The sequence below is a fragment of the Shouchella clausii genome (assembly GCF_002250115.1).
Classification (GTDB): domain Bacteria; phylum Bacillota; class Bacilli; order Bacillales; family Bacillaceae_D; genus Shouchella; species Shouchella clausii.
Map to the genome: position 1 here is coordinate 2,256,459 of NZ_CP019985.1, position 17,198 is coordinate 2,273,656.

14 protein-coding genes, 1 riboswitch and 1 other annotated feature are annotated in these 17,198 nt (G+C 45.8%); of the genes, 9 read left to right on the forward strand and 5 right to left on the reverse strand.

The window, feature by feature from the left end:
• Positions 1-50: 50 nt before the first annotated feature.
• Positions 51-1,433 carry an NADP-specific glutamate dehydrogenase gene (gene gdhA / locus BC8716_RS10740; RefSeq protein ID WP_094425557.1) on the reverse strand — a complete coding sequence of 461 codons (1,383 nt, stop codon included), beginning with the start codon at positions 1,431-1,433 and terminating at the stop codon, positions 51-53.
• A 198-nt stretch (positions 1,434-1,631) separates the two neighbouring features.
• Here gdhA and gltC point away from each other — a divergent pair, with 198 nt between their 5' ends.
• The 4 genes from gltC to folD all read left to right on the forward strand — a co-directional run bounded on the left by gltC (position 1,632) and on the right by folD (position 5,009).
• Positions 1,632-2,537: a glutamate biosynthesis transcriptional regulator GltC gene (gltC, locus tag BC8716_RS10745; protein WP_062745793.1), complete on the forward strand. Its 906-nt coding sequence runs from the start codon at positions 1,632-1,634 to the stop codon at positions 2,535-2,537.
• A 152-nt stretch (positions 2,538-2,689) separates the two neighbouring features.
• Positions 2,690-2,995 carry an ArsR/SmtB family transcription factor gene (locus BC8716_RS10750; protein WP_062745795.1) on the forward strand — a complete coding sequence of 102 codons (306 nt, stop codon included), beginning with the start codon at positions 2,690-2,692 and terminating at the stop codon, positions 2,993-2,995.
• 11 nt (positions 2,996-3,006) lie between these two features.
• Positions 3,007-3,930, forward strand: coding sequence for a cation diffusion facilitator family transporter (locus BC8716_RS10755; protein WP_062745797.1), 924 nt, complete (start codon positions 3,007-3,009; stop codon positions 3,928-3,930).
• 109 nt (positions 3,931-4,039) lie between these two features.
• A riboswitch (ZMP/ZTP riboswitch) is annotated at positions 4,040-4,117 on the forward strand.
• A gap of 52 nt (positions 4,118-4,169) precedes the next feature.
• The gene (gene folD / locus BC8716_RS10760; protein WP_157730416.1) at positions 4,170-5,009 is read left to right on the forward strand and encodes a bifunctional methylenetetrahydrofolate dehydrogenase/methenyltetrahydrofolate cyclohydrolase FolD; all 840 of its coding nucleotides are present in this window, start codon (positions 4,170-4,172) and stop codon (positions 5,007-5,009) included.
• A gap of 137 nt (positions 5,010-5,146) precedes the next feature.
• Here folD and BC8716_RS10765 read toward each other — a convergent pair whose 3' ends face one another.
• Both BC8716_RS10765 and BC8716_RS10770 read right to left on the reverse strand, forming a co-directional pair.
• The gene (locus BC8716_RS10765) at positions 5,147-5,767 is read right to left on the reverse strand and encodes a superoxide dismutase family protein (RefSeq protein WP_094425561.1); all 621 of its coding nucleotides are present in this window, start codon (positions 5,765-5,767) and stop codon (positions 5,147-5,149) included.
• Between the two features lie 87 nt (positions 5,768-5,854).
• Positions 5,855-6,820 carry a helix-turn-helix transcriptional regulator gene (locus BC8716_RS10770; RefSeq protein ID WP_094425563.1) on the reverse strand — a complete coding sequence of 322 codons (966 nt, stop codon included), beginning with the start codon at positions 6,818-6,820 and terminating at the stop codon, positions 5,855-5,857.
• A gap of 93 nt (positions 6,821-6,913) precedes the next feature.
• Here BC8716_RS10770 and BC8716_RS10775 point away from each other — a divergent pair, with 93 nt between their 5' ends.
• Positions 6,914-7,825 (forward strand): SDR family oxidoreductase, encoded by a 912-nt coding sequence (locus BC8716_RS10775; RefSeq protein ID WP_094425565.1) that lies wholly within the window; start codon positions 6,914-6,916, stop codon positions 7,823-7,825.
• A gap of 117 nt (positions 7,826-7,942) precedes the next feature.
• Positions 7,943-8,202 (forward strand) — a binding site (T-box leader).
• A 31-nt stretch (positions 8,203-8,233) separates the two neighbouring features.
• On the forward strand, positions 8,234-11,299 hold the full coding sequence (gene ileS / locus BC8716_RS10780) for an isoleucine--tRNA ligase (RefSeq protein ID WP_094425567.1): 3,066 nt from the start codon (positions 8,234-8,236) through the stop codon (positions 11,297-11,299).
• 47 nt (positions 11,300-11,346) lie between these two features.
• On the opposite strand, the gene glpK is transcribed toward ileS, so the two are convergent.
• A complete protein-coding gene (gene glpK, locus BC8716_RS10785) occupies positions 11,347-12,843 on the reverse strand; it encodes a glycerol kinase GlpK (RefSeq protein ID WP_094425569.1) in 1,497 nt (498 codons plus the stop codon).
• Positions 12,844-12,861: 18 nt separating this feature from the next.
• Positions 12,862-13,584: an MIP/aquaporin family protein gene (locus BC8716_RS10790; RefSeq protein ID WP_257251717.1), complete on the reverse strand. Its 723-nt coding sequence runs from the start codon at positions 13,582-13,584 to the stop codon at positions 12,862-12,864.
• 556 nt (positions 13,585-14,140) lie between these two features.
• On the opposite strand from BC8716_RS10790, the gene BC8716_RS10795 reads away from it, so the two are divergent.
• The 3 genes from BC8716_RS10795 (at position 14,141) to BC8716_RS10805 (ending at position 17,194) form a co-directional block, all read left to right on the forward strand.
• Complete coding sequence (locus tag BC8716_RS10795) at positions 14,141-15,409, forward strand: ABC transporter substrate-binding protein (RefSeq protein ID WP_094425573.1); 1,269 nt, start codon at positions 14,141-14,143, stop codon at positions 15,407-15,409.
• A 67-nt stretch (positions 15,410-15,476) separates the two neighbouring features.
• Complete coding sequence (locus tag BC8716_RS10800; RefSeq protein ID WP_251180007.1) at positions 15,477-16,367, forward strand: carbohydrate ABC transporter permease; 891 nt, start codon at positions 15,477-15,479, stop codon at positions 16,365-16,367.
• A complete protein-coding gene (locus BC8716_RS10805) occupies positions 16,346-17,194 on the forward strand; it encodes a carbohydrate ABC transporter permease (RefSeq protein ID WP_094425577.1) in 849 nt (282 codons plus the stop codon). Before BC8716_RS10800 ends, BC8716_RS10805 begins: the two co-directional genes overlap by 22 nt.
• The last annotated feature ends 4 nt before the right edge of the window (positions 17,195-17,198 follow it).

The following is a 17,198-nucleotide window of genomic DNA, read 5'->3' on the forward strand; positions in this document are numbered from 1 at the left end:
CGTTTGGATTAAAAACGAGCTGCTTGTTTCAATGTGCGTTTGCTTATTTGTCATATTACTCCCTGTGCGATCATCGCATCGGCTACTTTAACGAAGCCAGCAATATTAGCGCCCACTACTAGATTGCCAGGAGCATCGTTCTCTTTTGCCGCATCTATACAATCTCTGTAAATGGTCTTCATAATTTCTTGGAGCTTGGCGTCTACTTCTTCGAACGTCCAAGAAAGCCGGGCGCTGTTTTGCGCCATTTCTAAAGCAGAGACAGAAACGCCGCCTGCGTTCGCCGCTTTTGCTGGAGCAAACAGAACACCATGTTCGTGAAACACGTTTACCGCTTCTAGCGTTGAGGGCATATTGGCTCCCTCGCCAATTGCTTTTACGCCGTTGGAGACTAAAACGTTCGCCGCGTCTTCGTCGATTTCATTTTGCGTGGCACAAGGAAGAGCAATATCACAAGGCACAGACCAAATGTCTGAGCAACCTTGGAAATAGTGAGCTTGTGGATGTTCGTTTACATATTCGCTAATCCGTTTTTTCTCGCTTTCCTTCAAACGTTTGACCGTTTCCAAGTTAATGCCGCTTTTGTCGTAAATATAGCCTTCTGAGTCGCTACAGGCGACCACTTTCGCACCAAGATGCATGGCTTTTTCCATCGCATAGATCGATACATTCCCTGATCCAGACACGACAACGGTATTCCCTTCGAAGCTATGGCCTTTTTCTTTGAGCATCTCCTCGACGAAATAAACCGTTCCATAACCTGTCGCTTCTTTTCTGGCAAGACTTCCGCCGTAAGCGATGTCTTTTCCCGTCAGGACGCCTGCTTCAAAACGGCCGCGCATTTTTTTATACTGACCAAACATATAACCAATTTCCTTGGCACCTACCCCGATATCTCCTGCCGGAACATCGGTATCTGGTCCAATGTATTTGCTCAGTTCAGACATGAAGCTTTGCGTAAAGCGCATAATTTCGCCATCGCTTTTTCCTTTTGGATCGAAATCTGAGCCGCCTTTTCCGCCACCGATCGGTTGGCCTGTAAGTGCATTTTTGAAGATTTGTTCAAACCCGAGGAATTTAATAATGCTTGTATTGACGGAAGGGTGAAACCGCAACCCGCCTTTATACGGCCCTAAAGCACTGTTGAACTGTACCCGAAAACCGCGATTTACTTGGACATTCCCTTGGTCATCGACCCACGGAACGCGAAAAGAGATCATTCTTTCTGGCTCCACGATTCGCTCAAGAATAGCTTGTCTAATATACTGTGGGCGCTTAGCAAGGACAGGCAATAACGAGTCCAATACTTCCTTGACCGCTTGATGAAACTCATTTTCATATGGGTTCCGCTGTTTTACTGTTTCGTAGACGTGTTGAACATATTCTTGCACGTCACTAGCATACGTTCCTTTCTCTTTCTCCAATACGTTCATTGGTATGGCCTCCCCATTAAGTCTGAATACAATCTATGGAAATGAAATCGTTTTCAAGGTCCTGGCATATAAGACTGCCCTTTGAAACAGGATTCGCTATCTGCTATCAAGTATTTTATAATTAAGTGAATCATCTAATCAATATTAATAACTGATGGATTTAATGCCTTTTTTAGATGAATGAAAGGGAGAGCTGCGATGGAAATCAGACAGTTGCTGTATTTTATGGAAGTAGCGAAACGGGAGCATGTTACCGAAGCTGCAGCGGCCTTGCATGTCGCACAGTCTGCCGTCAGCAGACAGATCTTTAATTTAGAAAGCGAATTAGGCGTCGATTTGTTTATTCGAGAAGGCCGGAGAGTGAAATTGACACCAATCGGAAAAATTTTTTTAGAACGAATCAAACATGCTATGAATGTGATTGAAGATGCTAAACGGGAAGTTCAGGAGTATCTTGATCCGAAAAAGGGAACGATTCGCGTTGCTTTCCCTATCAGTTTGGCTGCTTATACGTTGCCAACAGCGATTTATGCGTTTCGAAAGCGCTACCCGGAAGCGAAATTCCAGCTAAAACAGGGCCTTTATCGTGAATTGATAGACGGGGTTATTAAAGGGGATTACAATATGGCGCTGATTGGCCCAGTGCCGATGGAAGAAAAGAAAATCACCCCTCGAATTCTGTTTGCAGAAAAAATTGTCGCTCTTTTGCCGATACACCATCCATTAGCGAAAAGCACCGAAATCAATTTGCTCGATTTAAAAAATGATCCGTTTGTTTTGTTGCCAGAAGGGTTTGTTTTTCGGGATCTTGTCATTGAAGCCTGTTCCGAAACAGGCTTTATCCCACAAATTGCTTTCGAAGGAGACGACATTGATGCGTTAAAAGGCTTAGTAGCGGCTGGTCTTGGCGTCACATTAATGCCGGAAGTCACACTCGTTGACAATACGCCGCGCTCAACTGTAAAAATCCCATTAAGTGAACCGGATGTCACGCGAACGGTTGGTGTCATTACACCGACAGAACGTGGACTGTTGCCAACGGAAGAATTGTTTTATGAATTTCTGCAGGAGTTTTTTACGAAGCTGAATCATTTTAAAGATTAAACGGTTGTTGATGCTTGTTTTTTTCTCCAGACGTCCAAGCTTATGGGAATATTGGTGTCCACAGCTGAAAAATGGCTTGGTATAAAAAAAGGTTGAAAAAAAGACAATAAAATCATAATATGAACATATAATCATATATAGGGGGTATGGGAATGGAAAACAACTATGTTGATTTAGATGAAGAAACGTTGTTTATTGTCTCGCAAACATTCAAAGCTCTTGGGGACCCAACACGGATACGAATCTTGCATTTGCTTGCTGAAAAAGAATGCGCTGTTGGCGAAATTGTAGAAGCGTTGGCGCTCGGCCAATCAAATGTGTCCCATCAGCTTCGTTTTCTTAAAAACTTGCGGTTGGTAAAGTCGCGGCGAGTAGGCACAGCCATGTATTATTCACCGGAAGACGAGCATGTAATGGAAATACTAGAAAAGACGATCCAACATGCCAAACATGATTAGGAGGGGTTAGGATGGGACATTCTCATGATCACAGCCATTCTCATGGAGTGGGCCATAGCCACATTCACACGAACAATAAAAAAGTGCTATTGATTGCTTTTGTGCTTATTACCATGTTTATGGTTGTTGAAGTTATTGGCGGCTTCCTCACGAATAGCTTGGCACTTCTTGCTGATGCTGGTCATATGTTAAGCGATGCGGTTGCCTTAGGGCTTGCACTAGCAGCGTTCAAATATGGGGAACGGGCAGCGAGTAACTCAAAAACATACGGCTACAAGCGCTTTGAAATCTTGGCAGCATTTATGAACGGCCTAACATTAATTGGCATTTCCGGCTATATCATCTATGAAGCAATAACACGCTTTGCCGAGCCACCAGAAGTGGCAAGTGTTGGTATGCTTGTTGTCGCTGTTTGCGGTTTGCTTATCAACATGATTGTCGCTTGGATTCTTATGCGTGGTTCCGATGTGAAAGGAAACCTGAATATGCGTGGCGCATTTCTCCACGTTCTTGGTGATTTGCTCGGTTCTGTTGGTGCAATTGCCGCCGGCCTCCTCATGCTTTTTTTTGGCTGGACGATAGCGGACCCAATTGCTAGCCTGCTAGTGGCGGCGCTGATTTTAGTTAGCGGCTTCAGAGTGACGAGGGATTCAGTCCATGTGCTCATGGAAGGCAAACCGGCATCTGTTGATGTCGACGAGGTAAAAAACGAATTGCAATCATTGCCTGGCGTTTTAAGCATCCACGACTTGCATACATGGTCGATCACGTCTGATTTTCCAGCATTGACGGCACATGTAGTCGTTGGGCATGGTATTGACCGCGACGACTTGTTGAAAACAGCCAAGCGCCTGCTCCATGATCGTTTCGGGATCCACCATACAACGCTTCAACTGGAAGGCGAAGAAAAGCAATGCAACCACTCGTGTAATTAATACGAGGAAGGGAAGAATTCACGTACGAAATCTGCCAAAATGTAAAATTTGTTCGGATATTTATCTAAGCGCCCGCTATTTGTGTTACAATAGGAACGAATTAGAGGATGAATCTGTATGTGACTGGCGCGAAGTGGATAACCACAAGGGAGCATACGGATCAAAGCCGTGCGCCTGGGCAAAGGAAGAAAAGAGGAAGTCTTCCTTATATGTTCCGAATAAAGAAAGGATGGTTTTAGGTGGCAGAGCCTATGATTTTGGATGGAAATGAAGTTTCAAAACGAATAAAAGACAAACTGGCGTTACAAGTCGCAGCCTTAGAACAAAAAGGGGTACGCCCATGCCTCGCGACTATTCTTGTTGGCGATGATCCCGCTTCTGCAACGTATGTACGGATGAAAGGCAATGCCTGCAAACGCCTAGGAATTGAATCGAAAAAAATCGAGCTTCCTGAAGAGACAACGACGAAGGAATTGCTCGCCGTCATTCGCGAGTTAAACAACGACAGCAGCGTCCATGGGATTTTGCTGCAACATCCAGTCCCAAGCCAAATTGATGAACGCGCTGCATTTGATGAGATTGCGATCGAAAAAGATGTCGACGGCGTCACAACGCTAGGCTTTGCCCAAAATGCGTTTGGTTTTGCCCATTATCCCTCTTGCACACCGGCTGCGATTCTCGCTATTCTTGACCACTACCAGTTGCCAATCGAAGGCAAACATGCTGTGGTCGTTGGCCGCAGCCCGATTCTTGGAAAACCTGTTTCGCAAATGTTGTTGAACCGCAATGCAACGGTGACCATTTGCCATTCACGCACGGAAAACGTGAGTGACTTTGTCAAGAAGGCTGATATTGTTGTCGCAGCCGTCGGCAAGCCAGAATTTATTCAAGGAGAATGGATGAAAACAGGGGCTGTTGTCCTCGATGCTGGTTACAATAAAGGCAATATTGGGGACTGTGATTATGACGGATGCGCCCAACGCGCTTCAGCGATCACGCCTGTACCTGGCGGCGTAGGGCCTGTAACGATTTCTATGTTGCTAAAACATACGGTTGAAGCGGCTGAGCGATCTGTCTAACTTCATATAAACGGCAAACAGGCTCGAACTTGTATGTCAGCTGATGTATCGATCATTTACACGAAAAGAACGCCCGTTGCGGAAAACGCAACGGGCGTTCAGACGATAGATAAAGTTCGAATGATGCCGCAATTGCCCTACGGTGCCTCACTGACAACGATGCCACATGCAATCCGATCACCGGCATCGCCGGTAGCTTGTGTGTCTGCATCAGGGCCGCCTTCCTCTTCGCCTTCGGCTACATAGCGATCAGGAATGTGGCCAAAGTTGTCAGGATCGGCATGGACGATAACAGCCCGTTCATCTGCCAAATTAGTTGGAGTAAAGCGGTCGGTCGTAAATGATAAATTGGCGCTGCCATCTTCGCTTACATAGAGAGGTGGCATGTCGCCACTATGATCGCTATGCTGCCCGTCTTCATCATGGTAATGCCCACCTGCTGATTGAAAAGGCCCTTCGTTGTTATCCGCGTCACAGGCCGCTTCTTCATGGACGTGAAACCCGTGGTATCCCGGAGGAAGCCCATCGACAGTCACATCGACCCTTGTTTTATTTTCACCTTGTTCAAAAAAAGAAACATCGCCAACACGGCTTCCTTGCTCATCGTTTAATTCAGCAAAGGCATCGGCTTGTTCTTGCTCGCCATTGTCAGGAGCGATGCCACTGTCCCCTTCTTCTGGCAAGTCAATTTGGTCATTTCCGCACGCCACCAGCATTCCTGCTGCTGCGCATACCCCTAATGCTTTGCGGAACTGCATGTTCTAGTCCCCCTCCTTGGAATGTTCATGTGCTACAGGACTATATCACAAATCCCTCTCTTTAAAACGTCGAAAACAAAAATAAGATTAGCCACTAGCGGTATGGGCTTTTAAGGCTTGTTTGGCAATCATCCAAACGTGTTCTTTTAGATCGGTCGGGGCGATAATTTTCACCTTGTTTCCGAAGCCAACTATATAGGCAGCTGCCTCCTCTTTTGTATCGAAAGACAGTCTAGCAGTTAGCCAGCCGTCTTCGCCTGACTCATAGAGGTCGAGCACACGGACATAACGACCTGAACTGTGCAACATATCTTTTTGTTCATAGGTAACGAGAAGGTCAATTTCATAGGAAGGCAGTGTGCGAATAAACGCATTTTTGGAGTCATGCCAGTAACGGGCCAAATCGAAGCTTTCTGGCCGTTCAAACCGCTTTGGCAAAAGCTGCGCTGAACGAATCCGCGACGCCCTAAATGTTTTCAGTTCTTGTTGTTCGGCTGCAATTAAGTACCAAGTACTGCCTTTGGCGACGAGCCCTAGAGGCTCTACTTCACGCTCTGTCGCAGCAGAACCGTATTTTTCATAAGAGATGGACAGGGCGCGCTGTTCCCACAGCCCTTGGTTAAGCAAGCTGAAGGCCTCGACGGTTTCTTTTTTGCCACGCCAAGTACTAGCGTCAATGTAGATGCGGTTTTGTGCGTCGGCAAAGTCAACAGAGGCGGCAGAAGATAGAGAAGCCAGCAGTTTTTCGCGCGCTTCCTGCCAGTTTTTTGTGTAGCCTAAGTCGCCAAGCAAGTCGATTGGCGGGGAAAGAAACAGCGTTCTAACTTCCTCATTTGTTAGGCCAGTCAACTGTGTTCTGTAACCATCTAGAAGCTTCCAGCCTCCCATTTTTCCACGCTCGGCATATACAGGAATGCCTGCACTGCTTAACGCATCCATATCGCGGTGGATCGTCCGCTCTGAAACGCCAAGTTCCTCAGCTAATGCCTTTGTCGACATGATTTTTCGGTTTTGCAATAACAATACGATTGACAAGAGTCTTTCAGCTCTCATTTCAACCACGCCTTTTTCTATTTTTTATATATGACATTAGGTGTCAACTTTAGGGGATATAGTAAACATACGTGAGGAAGGAGGAATATGCAAATGAATGCTTTAGCAAACAAAGTGGCACTCGTAGCTGGCGGTACGCGGGGAGCAGGGCGCGGGATTGCCGTTGAGCTTGGCGCAGCCGGTGCAATTGTTTACGTGACTGGCCGGACAACACGAACAGAAACATCGGAATACAACCGGCCTGAGACGATTGAAGAAACAGCTGAACTAGTAACAAAAGCTGGTGGCATAGGGATTGCTGTCCAAACCGATCACTTGGTACCAGAGCAAGTGGAAGCGTTAGCGAACAAAATCAAGTCAGACCACGGCAAATTAGATATTCTTGTGAATGATATTTGGGGTGGGGAGTTACTGACGGAATGGCATGTTCCCATTTGGGAGCTGTCGCTTGAAAAAGGCTTTCGCCTGTTGCGGCTGGCCATTGATACTCATTTAATCACAAACCATTATTTGCTGCCGTTGTTAATTGAGCAAAAGGGCGGGCTTGTGGTCGAAGTAACAGACGGAACGAAAGCCTACAACGATAATCATTACCGCCTTTCGATGTTTTATGACTTGGCCAAAAGTTCCATTATCCGCATAGCTGAGGGTCTTGCACACGAGCTTGCTCCGCACCATTGTACGGCTGTATCGCTCACTCCAGGATGGCTCCGTTCAGAAATGATGCTTGAGCTGTTTGGCGTGACGGAAGAAACGTGGCGCGACGGCATGAAAACAGATCCTCATTTCGCCATTTCAGAAACACCCCGTTTTATCGGCAGGGCGATCACGGCCCTCGCTGCTGATGGAGACAGGCACCGTTGGAATGGCCAATCGCTTTCAAGTGAGGAATTAGCAAAAGTCTATCACTTTACCGACGTCGATGGCTCACAGCCAGATTGTTTTCGCTATTTGCTCGAAGTCCAAGAAGCTGGAAAGCCAGCAGATGTGAGCGGTTATCGTTAACCGTTTCATGGAAGCAAAGTTGTCCAGCGTTGCCGTTAGAGTGGACATTGGGTAAACTTAGGTATAAGCGGATTGACTTTTACGATTGTTTTCAATATAATCAAAAGCAATTTCATACAAAATTCAATGACGAGAACGAGTAGTGATGGGTCCCTTATCTCCAGAGAGTTGGCGTTTGCTGAGAGCCAATGGTAAGGCCATGATGAAAATCCTCTCCGAGAAGCAAAGCTGAACATGTTTTTAAGCTTTGACGGCATTCAACCGATATCCTGGACGCGTATGATGGTACGTAGTGAATCGATTTTAGCGATGTTTTTGCATGGCTTGTATGAGTGTATAATAATGGTATACAACTCGGTCCTACGTCAGGACCGAGTTTTTTTATTTTAAAAAAGAGGTGAGAACGGTATGAAGGAAAAGGTGGTTGAACAGGAACGACGGCTACGAAAGCGATGGACAAAAGAGGGAACATTCCAGAAATCAGTGGCTAACCGCGAAGGCCACAAAACATTTGTCTTTTATGAAGGGCCGCCAACTGCAAATGGACTGCCACACGCTGGCCATGCATTAGGGAGGACAGTTAAGGACTTCATTGCTCGTTATAAAACGATGCGAGGTTATCAAGTGTTGCGGAAAGCTGGCTGGGATACACATGGGTTGCCAGTAGAATTGGAAGTGGAAAAACAATTGAACATTCGCGGCAAAGAGGAGATTGAAGCTTATGGAGTAGAAAACTTTATTCGCAAATGCAAGGAGAGCGTGTTTTCATATGAGCGCGAGTGGCGCCAATTTACGGAAGCCCTTGGCTACTGGGTGGACATGGATAACCCTTATATTACGTTAACAGATGACTATATCGAGTCCGTTTGGCATATTTTAGCCGCCATCCATAAAAAAGGGCTGTTGTACAAAGGCCACCGGGTTGTTCCCTATTGCCCCCATTGTGAGACGTCGCTTAGCTCTCATGAAGTCGCTCAAGGGTATAAACAAGTAATGGACTTATCGGCAACAGTCAAGTTTCCAATAAAGGGCAGAGAAAATCACTATTTGCTTGGTTGGACAACAACGCCGTGGACACTACCAGGAAATGTCGCAATTGCCGTTCATCCAGAACGAGAGTATGTGCAAGCAAGACAAGGGAACGACGTGTATATCGTTGCCGCAGCACGTGCAAAGACCGTACTTGGCAATCATTTTGATGTACAGAGACGCTTATTAGGAGAAGAACTTGTTGGAACTGCCTATGAAGCGCCCTTTGCTGAAACGGAAATTGAGAAAGGCCATCAAGTCATTGCCGCAAGTTTTGTGACAGAAGAGAGCGGAACAGGCTTAGTCCATATTGCCCCTGGTTACGGCGAGGAAGATTACAATGCCGTTTTGGAAAATGGCCTTGACTTTTTTCATGTCGTCGATGAAAAAGGACGATATAAACAAGAATTTGGGCCGCTGGCAGGCCAGTTCGTAAAAGACGCAGACGTAGACATCATTAAAATGCTGGCCGCGAAGGGACGGTTGTATGCAAAAGAAAAATATGAGCACAGTTATCCCCACTGTTGGCGTTGTGACAGTCCGTTGCTCTATTACGCGATGGAAGGGTGGTTTATCCGCACAACGGCTGTAAAAGAACAAATGCAAGCTAATAACCAAGGAGTGGAGTGGTATCCTGGCCATATAAAAGATGGGCGCTTTGGCCATTTCCTAGAGAACATGGTCGATTGGAACATCGGCCGGAATCGCTTTTGGGGCACACCATTAAATGTGTGGGTTTGCCAAACGTGCGGCCACGAAAAAGCGCCTGGCTCACTACAAGAGCTGCGTCAATGGGCTATTACAGAGATAGGAGAAGGGTTTGAACTCCATAAACCATATGTCGATGATGTTCAATTCGCTTGTCCTTGTGGGGGACAAATGGAACGGACAAAAGAAGTGATCGATGTGTGGTTTGATAGTGGGGCGATGCCATTTGCCCAGTACCACTATCCTTTTGAGAATCAAGCTTCCTATCACAAGCAGTATCCAGCTGATGTGGTGATTGAAGGTGTAGATCAAACACGGGGCTGGTTTTACAGTCTTCTCGCTGTTTCAACTCTTTACAAAGGCGTTGCTCCGTACAAGCGAGTGTTGTCATTAGGTCATATTTTAGATGAACATGGGCAGAAGATGTCGAAAAGCAAAGGCAATGTTCTTCATCCTCTTGAGTTAATTGAGGAATATGGTGCAGATGCGTTACGCTGGGCTTTGCTTGCTGATAGCGCGCCATGGCACAACAAACGATTTTCGAAGCAGACTGTTAGCCAAGCTAAATCGAAAGTAATCGATACGCTGCGTCATGCACACGCTTTTTTCAACTTGTATGCAGAAATAGACGGTTTTGACCCTGAAAAACATTGGCGAAAGGCGGAGTCGTTGCTTGATTGTTGGATTCTATCTAGGCTGCATTCGCTCATAAAAGAAGTGACCTTCAGTTTAGAGGCCTATGATTTGACAAAAGGGGCGCGTTTAACGGCAACTTTCCTTGATGAAATGAGCAACTGGTATATCCGTCGAACGCGCCAGCGGTTTTGGGCAAGCGGAATGAATGAAGACAAAAAGGCAGCTTACTCTACTTTGTATCGTGTGCTTACAAAAACAGCGCAACTTATTGCCCCTTATGCCCCTTTTGTAGCAGATGAGGTATACAGCCAGTTGAAAGGGGACAGCGTCCATTTATCGGACTACCCGCAAGCTGACGATTCGCTAATCGATCAAGAGATGGAAGATGAAATGGCACTGGTGTTGCAAATTGTTGAAAGAGCCCGTTTTGCCCGCAATAAAGCAGCATTAAAAACAAAGCAGCCGCTACAAACACTGGTCGTAATGGAAACGTCTGTATCCGTGTCACGCAAACTAGAGAAGTATGTGTCCATCATTCAACAAGAAACAAACGTAAAAGAAGTGGTCTTTCATAAACAGACGAGCGGCTTGGTGTCGATCCATTTGAACTTGAACTTTGCTGTGGCTGGACCGAAATTTGGCAAGAACGTTGCCTTCGTGAAACAGCAACTTGATCGGTTAACAGACGCTGAAAAGGCAAGTTTTCTAGAAAAAGGAGAATGTCGTTTACAAGATGGGACGCTGCTAGAGCATGAAGATGTTCACATTGAAAGGCGGGCGCAAGAAGGCTATGTATTGGCTGAAGAAAACGGTTTTACTGTGTTGCTTGATATAAGGATGACCACTGAATTATTAGAAGAAGGATTTGTCCGCGAACTGGTGCGCGCCGTGCAAGCATACCGTAAGGAGTTAGGCTTATCTGTGAATCAACGTATCGGTTTGTATTTAGACGTTCAGCCACCTGAACAAGTAATATTAGAAAAGTTCAAATGTTTGCTCTATAAAAATATGGTGTTGCGACATGTTTATTTTGAGAGCAAGGTAGGGATGAAACTGTTAGACGTGGAAGGCAGGCCGATTGGGTTGTATATTGGAAGCTAAAAAACAGCACATGCATCGATTGCATGTGCTGGGTATCTCTTTTCACATCATGGCTTGAATGCCATCGTTGCGTTAACGGCGTTTTTCCAGCCTTTGTATAACGCATCTCGCTCATCGGCGTTCATTTTTGGTTCAAATGAACGGTCCATATTCCATTTGCGGGCGATATCTTCTTTGCTTTTCCAGACGCCAACAGCGAGGCCAGCTAGATAGGCAGCACCAAGCGCCGTCGTCTCTGTAACGGAAGGAATTTCTACTGGCGCATCAAGGAGATCGCTTTGGAATTGCATTAAAAAGTCATTAGCAACAGCGCCGCCATCGGCACGAAGTTTTTTCGATTCCATGCCAGCGTCTTGTTCCATTGCTGCCATCACATCTTTTGTCTGATAAGCAAGTGATTCTAGCGTGGCACGGACAATATGAGCACGCTCTGTCCCACGGGTTAACCCAAACATGGCGCCTCTTGCTTCGCTGTTCCAATACGGGGTACCAAGGCCAACAAACGCAGGGACTAAGTAGACACCGTCAGCGGACGTCACCCGTGTCGCTAACGTTTCACTTTGCGGCGCGTTTTCAATAATTTTAAGGCCATCCCGTAACCATTGGATCGCCGAACCGGCAACAAATACACTGCCTTCAAGGGCGTACTCAACTTTTCCATCAATTCCCCATGCCAGCGTTGTCAAAAGTCCGTTTTTCGACTCAACCGCTTGTTCCCCTGTATTCATCAAAATAAAACAGCCAGTGCCGTAAGTGTTTTTTACCATTCCTTTTTCAAAACACGCTTGCCCGAACAAAGCCGCATGCTGGTCACCGGCGACGCCGGCAATTGGCACATTTTGCCCAAAGAAATGGTAGTCAACAGTTGTGGCGTATACTTCAGAAGAGGAGCGGACTTCAGGCAACATTTGCTTTGGAACATCAAGCAGTTCAAGCAGCTCGTCGTCCCATTTCAACTCGTGGATATTGTACATGAGCGTCCGAGCCGCATTTGTATAATCGGTCACATGTGCTTGGCCGCCGCTTAGTTTCCAAATGAGCCATGAATCAATTGTGCCAAACAATAGGTCGCCTTTTTCAGCTTTTTCTCTTGCGCCATCAACATGGTCAAGAATCCATTTTACTTTTGTGCCAGAGAAATAAGGATCAAGCAGTAAGCCTGTTTTTTTACGGAATGTCTCGTTTAAGCCCTTCTCCCGCAAATCAGCGCAAATCTTTTCTGTTTGCCGTGATTGCCAAACCAAAGCGTTGTATATCGGTTTTCCTGTATGTTTATCCCAGACGACTGTTGTTTCCCGTTGGTTTGTAATGCCGATTCCAGCCACATCTTTTGGCTCAATATCCGACTCGGAAAAGACTTCAGCAATGACGGCAAGAACGGATGTCCAAATTTCATTGGCATTATGCTCTACCCAGCCTGGGTTCGGGAAGTATTGCGTGAATTCCCGTTGCGCCGTTTTTTTGATTTCACCTTGGCTGTCAAATAAAATCGCACGTGAACTAGTTGTTCCTTGATCGATGGATAGAATGTATGGGTTTGTCATCAATATCGTCTCCTTTGTTTAGAAAATAAGGGTATAAAGAACAGCGCCAACAATACCGCCAACAATTGGCCCGAGAATCGGCACCCATGCATAAGCCCAATCGGATGGCCCTTTTTTGTTAATTGGCAATAAAGCATGGGCAAGGCGTGGCCCTAGGTCACGTGCTGGGTTAATGGCATAACCAGTCGTGCCCCCGAGGGAAAGGCCAATCGCAATGATGAGCAAGCCAACGACAATTGGATTCAATCCTTCACTGAATGTATTGGCGCCAATAGCCAATAACCCGAATACCAATACAGCAGTGCCAATTAATTCGCTTAAGAAATTGGCTGGAAGGTGGCGAATTGCCGGACCAGTTGCAAATACGCCCAGTTTGACTCCTGCATCTTCCGTTGCCTTCCAGTGTGGATAATAATGAAGAAAGACAATGACAGCACCAAGAAAAGCTCCGGCCAACTGTCCGATTATATAGCCGGGAACTTGCGCCCAAGGAAACTGTCCGATGGTAGCAAATCCAAGCGTGACAGCAGGGTTCAAATGGGCGTCACTCACAGTGCCGGCCACATAAACGCCAAGCGCTACTGCAAAGCCCCAGCCTACCGAAATCGCAATCCAGCCTGCCCCTTCTCCTTTTGATTGTTTTAGCGTCACACCGGCGACAACGCCAGCGCCAAAAATGATAAGAACCATAGTGCCGATAAGCTCCGCCATGATTTCTGCCATTTTTCGTACCTCCTTCATGATGTCAAGCCGAAAGTCAAATTGGAAGAAAGGAAAGTGTCTTTGCATAAAAAAGAGCAGCCTTAATCACAGGGTCGCGCAGGACGCTGTTATAAGGCTGCCTCTCATTTGCTCATCAGCTCTCACTTTAACTTGTCCCCGCATTATATCCTGTTTTAACAAATTTGTAAACGGATACATCAGAATTTGGGAAAATCTACACAATGACTCTTTAAAATCGTATTCGCTCTTGTAAAGGGTAGAACCACCTTTTTATTAGCGTTTGTATGAGCGATGAAGGGTGAAAGCAAGCTGCTTGGGAAAGTACGGAAAGATTGTATTTTAGGTAGGAAGATTTTCTCGTCTTCACTTCTCATTGGACAAACATTTCTGCCAGCCTGTGTAATGTTTTGACAACGTCGACAATCTTGATGGTCATGAGTAATGCCTAACACTAGAAAAAACGGCTAGGCGATAATAAATGGGAATTTTACATTGACAAATAGAAACGGAAGCGTTTACACTATTACCGAAACCGGTTTCGTAAAATGTACATTATATCCAAGGGGGAAACGAGATGGCGAAGAAAGCGTTTGGGCTGGCACTTGCGTCTACGCTGCTATTAGCGGCTTGTGGAGGCGGAGGTACTGAAGATGCGTCGGGGGACGACCGTGTTGAATTAACATTTTGGTTGTTTGGCACAACGAAATATGAAGAACTAGCAGAAGTGTATATGGAGGAAAATCCAGGCGTCAAAATCAATATCCAAGAAGGAGACAATACCGATCACCACAATAATTTATTTACGGCCTTGTCTACTGGAAGCGGCGCACCTGACTTAGCGCTCGTTGAAATCAATGAAATTGAACGGTACCGTGATGCCCAAGACCGGTTTATTAATTTATATGACTATGGCGCCGAGGAACTAAAAGGCCATTATTTAGATTGGGTGTGGGAGACAGCTGAAAACCGTGACGGTGACTTCTTATTCGGTTTGCCGACCGATATTGGCCCAACGGCGATGTTTTACCGGACGGATGTCTTTGAAGAAGCGGGTTTGCCAACCGATCCAGAAGAGGTGTCTGCCACGATTCAAACATGGGATGACTATACGGAAATGGCCAACACGATTTATGAAAAAACAGGAACCATTGTCACTGACAGCCCTGAATTAGTTTACAATGCGTTGCGGGACCAAGCCAAGGAACATTATTTTAATGAAAATGAAGAGTTGATCGTTGAAAACAATGCGGCTATCCGCGAGGCTTATGACCGCACGGTTGAATTAATCGAAAATGGCGTTGTTGGTTCGTTGGAGCTTTGGACGCCTGAATGGGGCGGTGCCATGGATACTGGTGATTATGCGACATTGCTTGGCCCAGCTTGGATGATTGCTGTTATTCAAGGGAACGCGCCAAATGCGGCCGGCAACTGGTCGATTGCTGATATGCCTGAAGGAGCAGGGAACTGGGGCGGTTCCTTTGTGACGATTCCAGCAGAGACGGACCACCCGGAAGAAGCATACGATTTTGTAAAATGGCTACTGTCGCCTGAGAATCAGTTACAGTCGTTTGTCGATGCCGGTTTATTCCCGTCAGCGCCTGCTGTGTATGAAGAAGAAGCATTCATTAACCATACGGATGAGTACTTTAATGGTTTAAACACGGCTGCTGTATTTGGCAAGGCAGCGCAGCAAGTGGAAAGCGTCTATAAAGGCCGCAATTACATGCTTGTCCAAGAGGAGATTTTAACAGCGCTCGACAATGTGAACAGCAACGGTGCTGATCCTGATGCAGAGTGGGATGCGGCAATGAAGCGGATCAATGATCGTTTGCAGCGCGGATAAAGAGGGAGAGACATAGATGGAAACAGCAAAATCAAGCACTCGTCCTTTCGTGCGCAAACCAAAGCGAATGTATAAAGATAAATGGCCTGGCCTTTTATTTATCTCACCTTTTTTTCTGTTGTTTGCTGTTTTTGGCCTGATCCCCATGCTATTTAGTTTTTATCTAGCTTTTTTTAGCTGGAATGGGCTCGGGCCGATGACGTTTACAGGAATCGAAAACTTTCGCTTAGTTTTAGAAGATGCGTTGTTTTGGAAGTCGTTATCAAACACATTTATCATTGGCGTGATGGGAACATTGCCACAGCTGATTATTGGGATTTTTTTGGCGTATGCGCTGAATTCCACCCTAATACGGTTTCGTAACGTGTTTAGGGTAGCGGTTTTTATTCCGTATGTGACATCGATTGTAGCAGTGGCTGTCATTTTCGGTGTTTTGTTCAGCAACCAAACGCATGGCCTGGTGAACTCGATTTTAATTGGGCTAGGCTATGATGCCGTATCGTTTACGACAAGCGAGTGGGGCGCGAAAATCGCTATTTCACTAATGATTTTTTGGCGCTGGATCGGCTATAACACATTGATTTATTTGGCTGGGATGCAAAGCATTCCAAAAGAATTATACGAAGCCGCCAAAATGGACGGCGCTTCCATTTGGTCTGAATTGCGTTATGTCGTCATTCCTATGCTTAAGCCTTTTATTATTTTTACGGTGTTTACGGCAACGATTGGCGCTTTGCAAGTATTTACCGAACCGCTTGTGTTTCTTGGAAGGAGCTTGCGTGAGGAAGGGATTACGATTGTCGCTTATTTGTACCGGGATGCGTTTATGAATAATTTCTTTGGAACCGCTTCCGCTACAGCAGTGATGCTCTTTATTCTAATAATGGTGATTACATGTGTGAATTTGCTCCTCACTAACCAAATCGGAAGAAGCAAATGGAAGGGGGGACCAAAGTGAAGAAAACGCAATCATTTGGAAAGATCATGTTGTATGTCACGTTAATCATTGCTTCGTTGCTGGCGGTTTTTCCGTTTTATTGGATGTTTGTCATGGCGACCAACCCAAGCCATTTAATTAACCAAACACCGCCAGTAGTTATTCCAGGAACGGAGCTAGTCCGCAATTTTCAAAATGTCATGGCCAATGTTGATTTTTTTGGCGCATTTAAAAATTCGTTTATTGTCTCGATTTCCGTTACGATTGGAACGCTGTTTCTATGCTCTCTCGCTGGCTTTGCATTTGCCAAGCTCGATTTTCCATGGAAAAAGTTTTGGTTTGCTGCGATCCTCGTGACGATGATGGTTCCACCACAACTTGGGTTAATTCCCCAGTATTTTATTATTACAGAGCTAGGCTGGCTAAGCGATTTGCGGGCAGTCATCGTGCCTGGGCTTATCAACGCGTTCGGGATTTTTTGGATGAGGCAATACATTAAGGATTCGATTCCTGATGCATTAATAGAGGCAGGGAAGATCGATGGCTGCTCTACATTCAGGATGTATTGGAATGTCGTTGTGCCTGCGATCGCACCAGCCTTTGCGACACTTGGCATTATTGTCTTTATGAATGTTTGGAATGATTTCCTATGGCCGCTCGTAGTCTTACAAGATTCGGCAAGTCATACCCTTCAGGTTGCTTTGCGTTCTCTTAATGATTCGTACGTGAATGATTATGGTATGATAATGTCAGGCACGCTTTGGGCAACAGCTCCGCTCATTGCGATCTTTTTGCTATTCAACCGTTTCTTTATTAATAGCCTGACACAAGGCGCTGTGAAAGGATAGAGTC

Excerpts from the sequence above, each read along its gene's own strand:
- gdhA (WP_094425557.1), bottom strand. The coding sequence starts at position 1,433 with ATGAACGTATTGGAGAAAGAGAAAGGAACGTATGCTAGTGACGTGCAA.
- gltC (WP_062745793.1), top strand. The coding sequence starts at position 1,632 with ATGGAAATCAGACAGTTGCTGTATTTTATGGAAGTAGCGAAACGGGAG.
- BC8716_RS10750 (WP_062745795.1), top strand. The coding sequence starts at position 2,690 with ATGGAAAACAACTATGTTGATTTAGATGAAGAAACGTTGTTTATTGTC.
- BC8716_RS10755 (WP_062745797.1), top strand. The coding sequence starts at position 3,007 with ATGGGACATTCTCATGATCACAGCCATTCTCATGGAGTGGGCCATAGC.
- BC8716_RS10765 (WP_094425561.1), bottom strand. The coding sequence starts at position 5,767 with ATGCAGTTCCGCAAAGCATTAGGGGTATGCGCAGCAGCAGGAATGCTG.
- BC8716_RS10770 (WP_094425563.1), bottom strand. The coding sequence starts at position 6,820 with ATGAGAGCTGAAAGACTCTTGTCAATCGTATTGTTATTGCAAAACCGA.
- BC8716_RS10775 (WP_094425565.1), top strand. The coding sequence starts at position 6,914 with ATGAATGCTTTAGCAAACAAAGTGGCACTCGTAGCTGGCGGTACGCGG.
- ileS (WP_094425567.1), top strand. The coding sequence starts at position 8,234 with ATGAAGGAAAAGGTGGTTGAACAGGAACGACGGCTACGAAAGCGATGG.
- glpK (WP_094425569.1), bottom strand. The coding sequence starts at position 12,843 with ATGACAAACCCATACATTCTATCCATCGATCAAGGAACAACTAGTTCA.
- BC8716_RS10790 (WP_257251717.1), bottom strand. The coding sequence starts at position 13,584 with ATGAAGGAGGTACGAAAAATGGCAGAAATCATGGCGGAGCTTATCGGC.
- BC8716_RS10795 (WP_094425573.1), top strand. The coding sequence starts at position 14,141 with ATGGCGAAGAAAGCGTTTGGGCTGGCACTTGCGTCTACGCTGCTATTA.
- BC8716_RS10800 (WP_251180007.1), top strand. The coding sequence starts at position 15,477 with ATGTATAAAGATAAATGGCCTGGCCTTTTATTTATCTCACCTTTTTTT.
- BC8716_RS10805 (WP_094425577.1), top strand. The coding sequence starts at position 16,346 with ATGGAAGGGGGGACCAAAGTGAAGAAAACGCAATCATTTGGAAAGATC.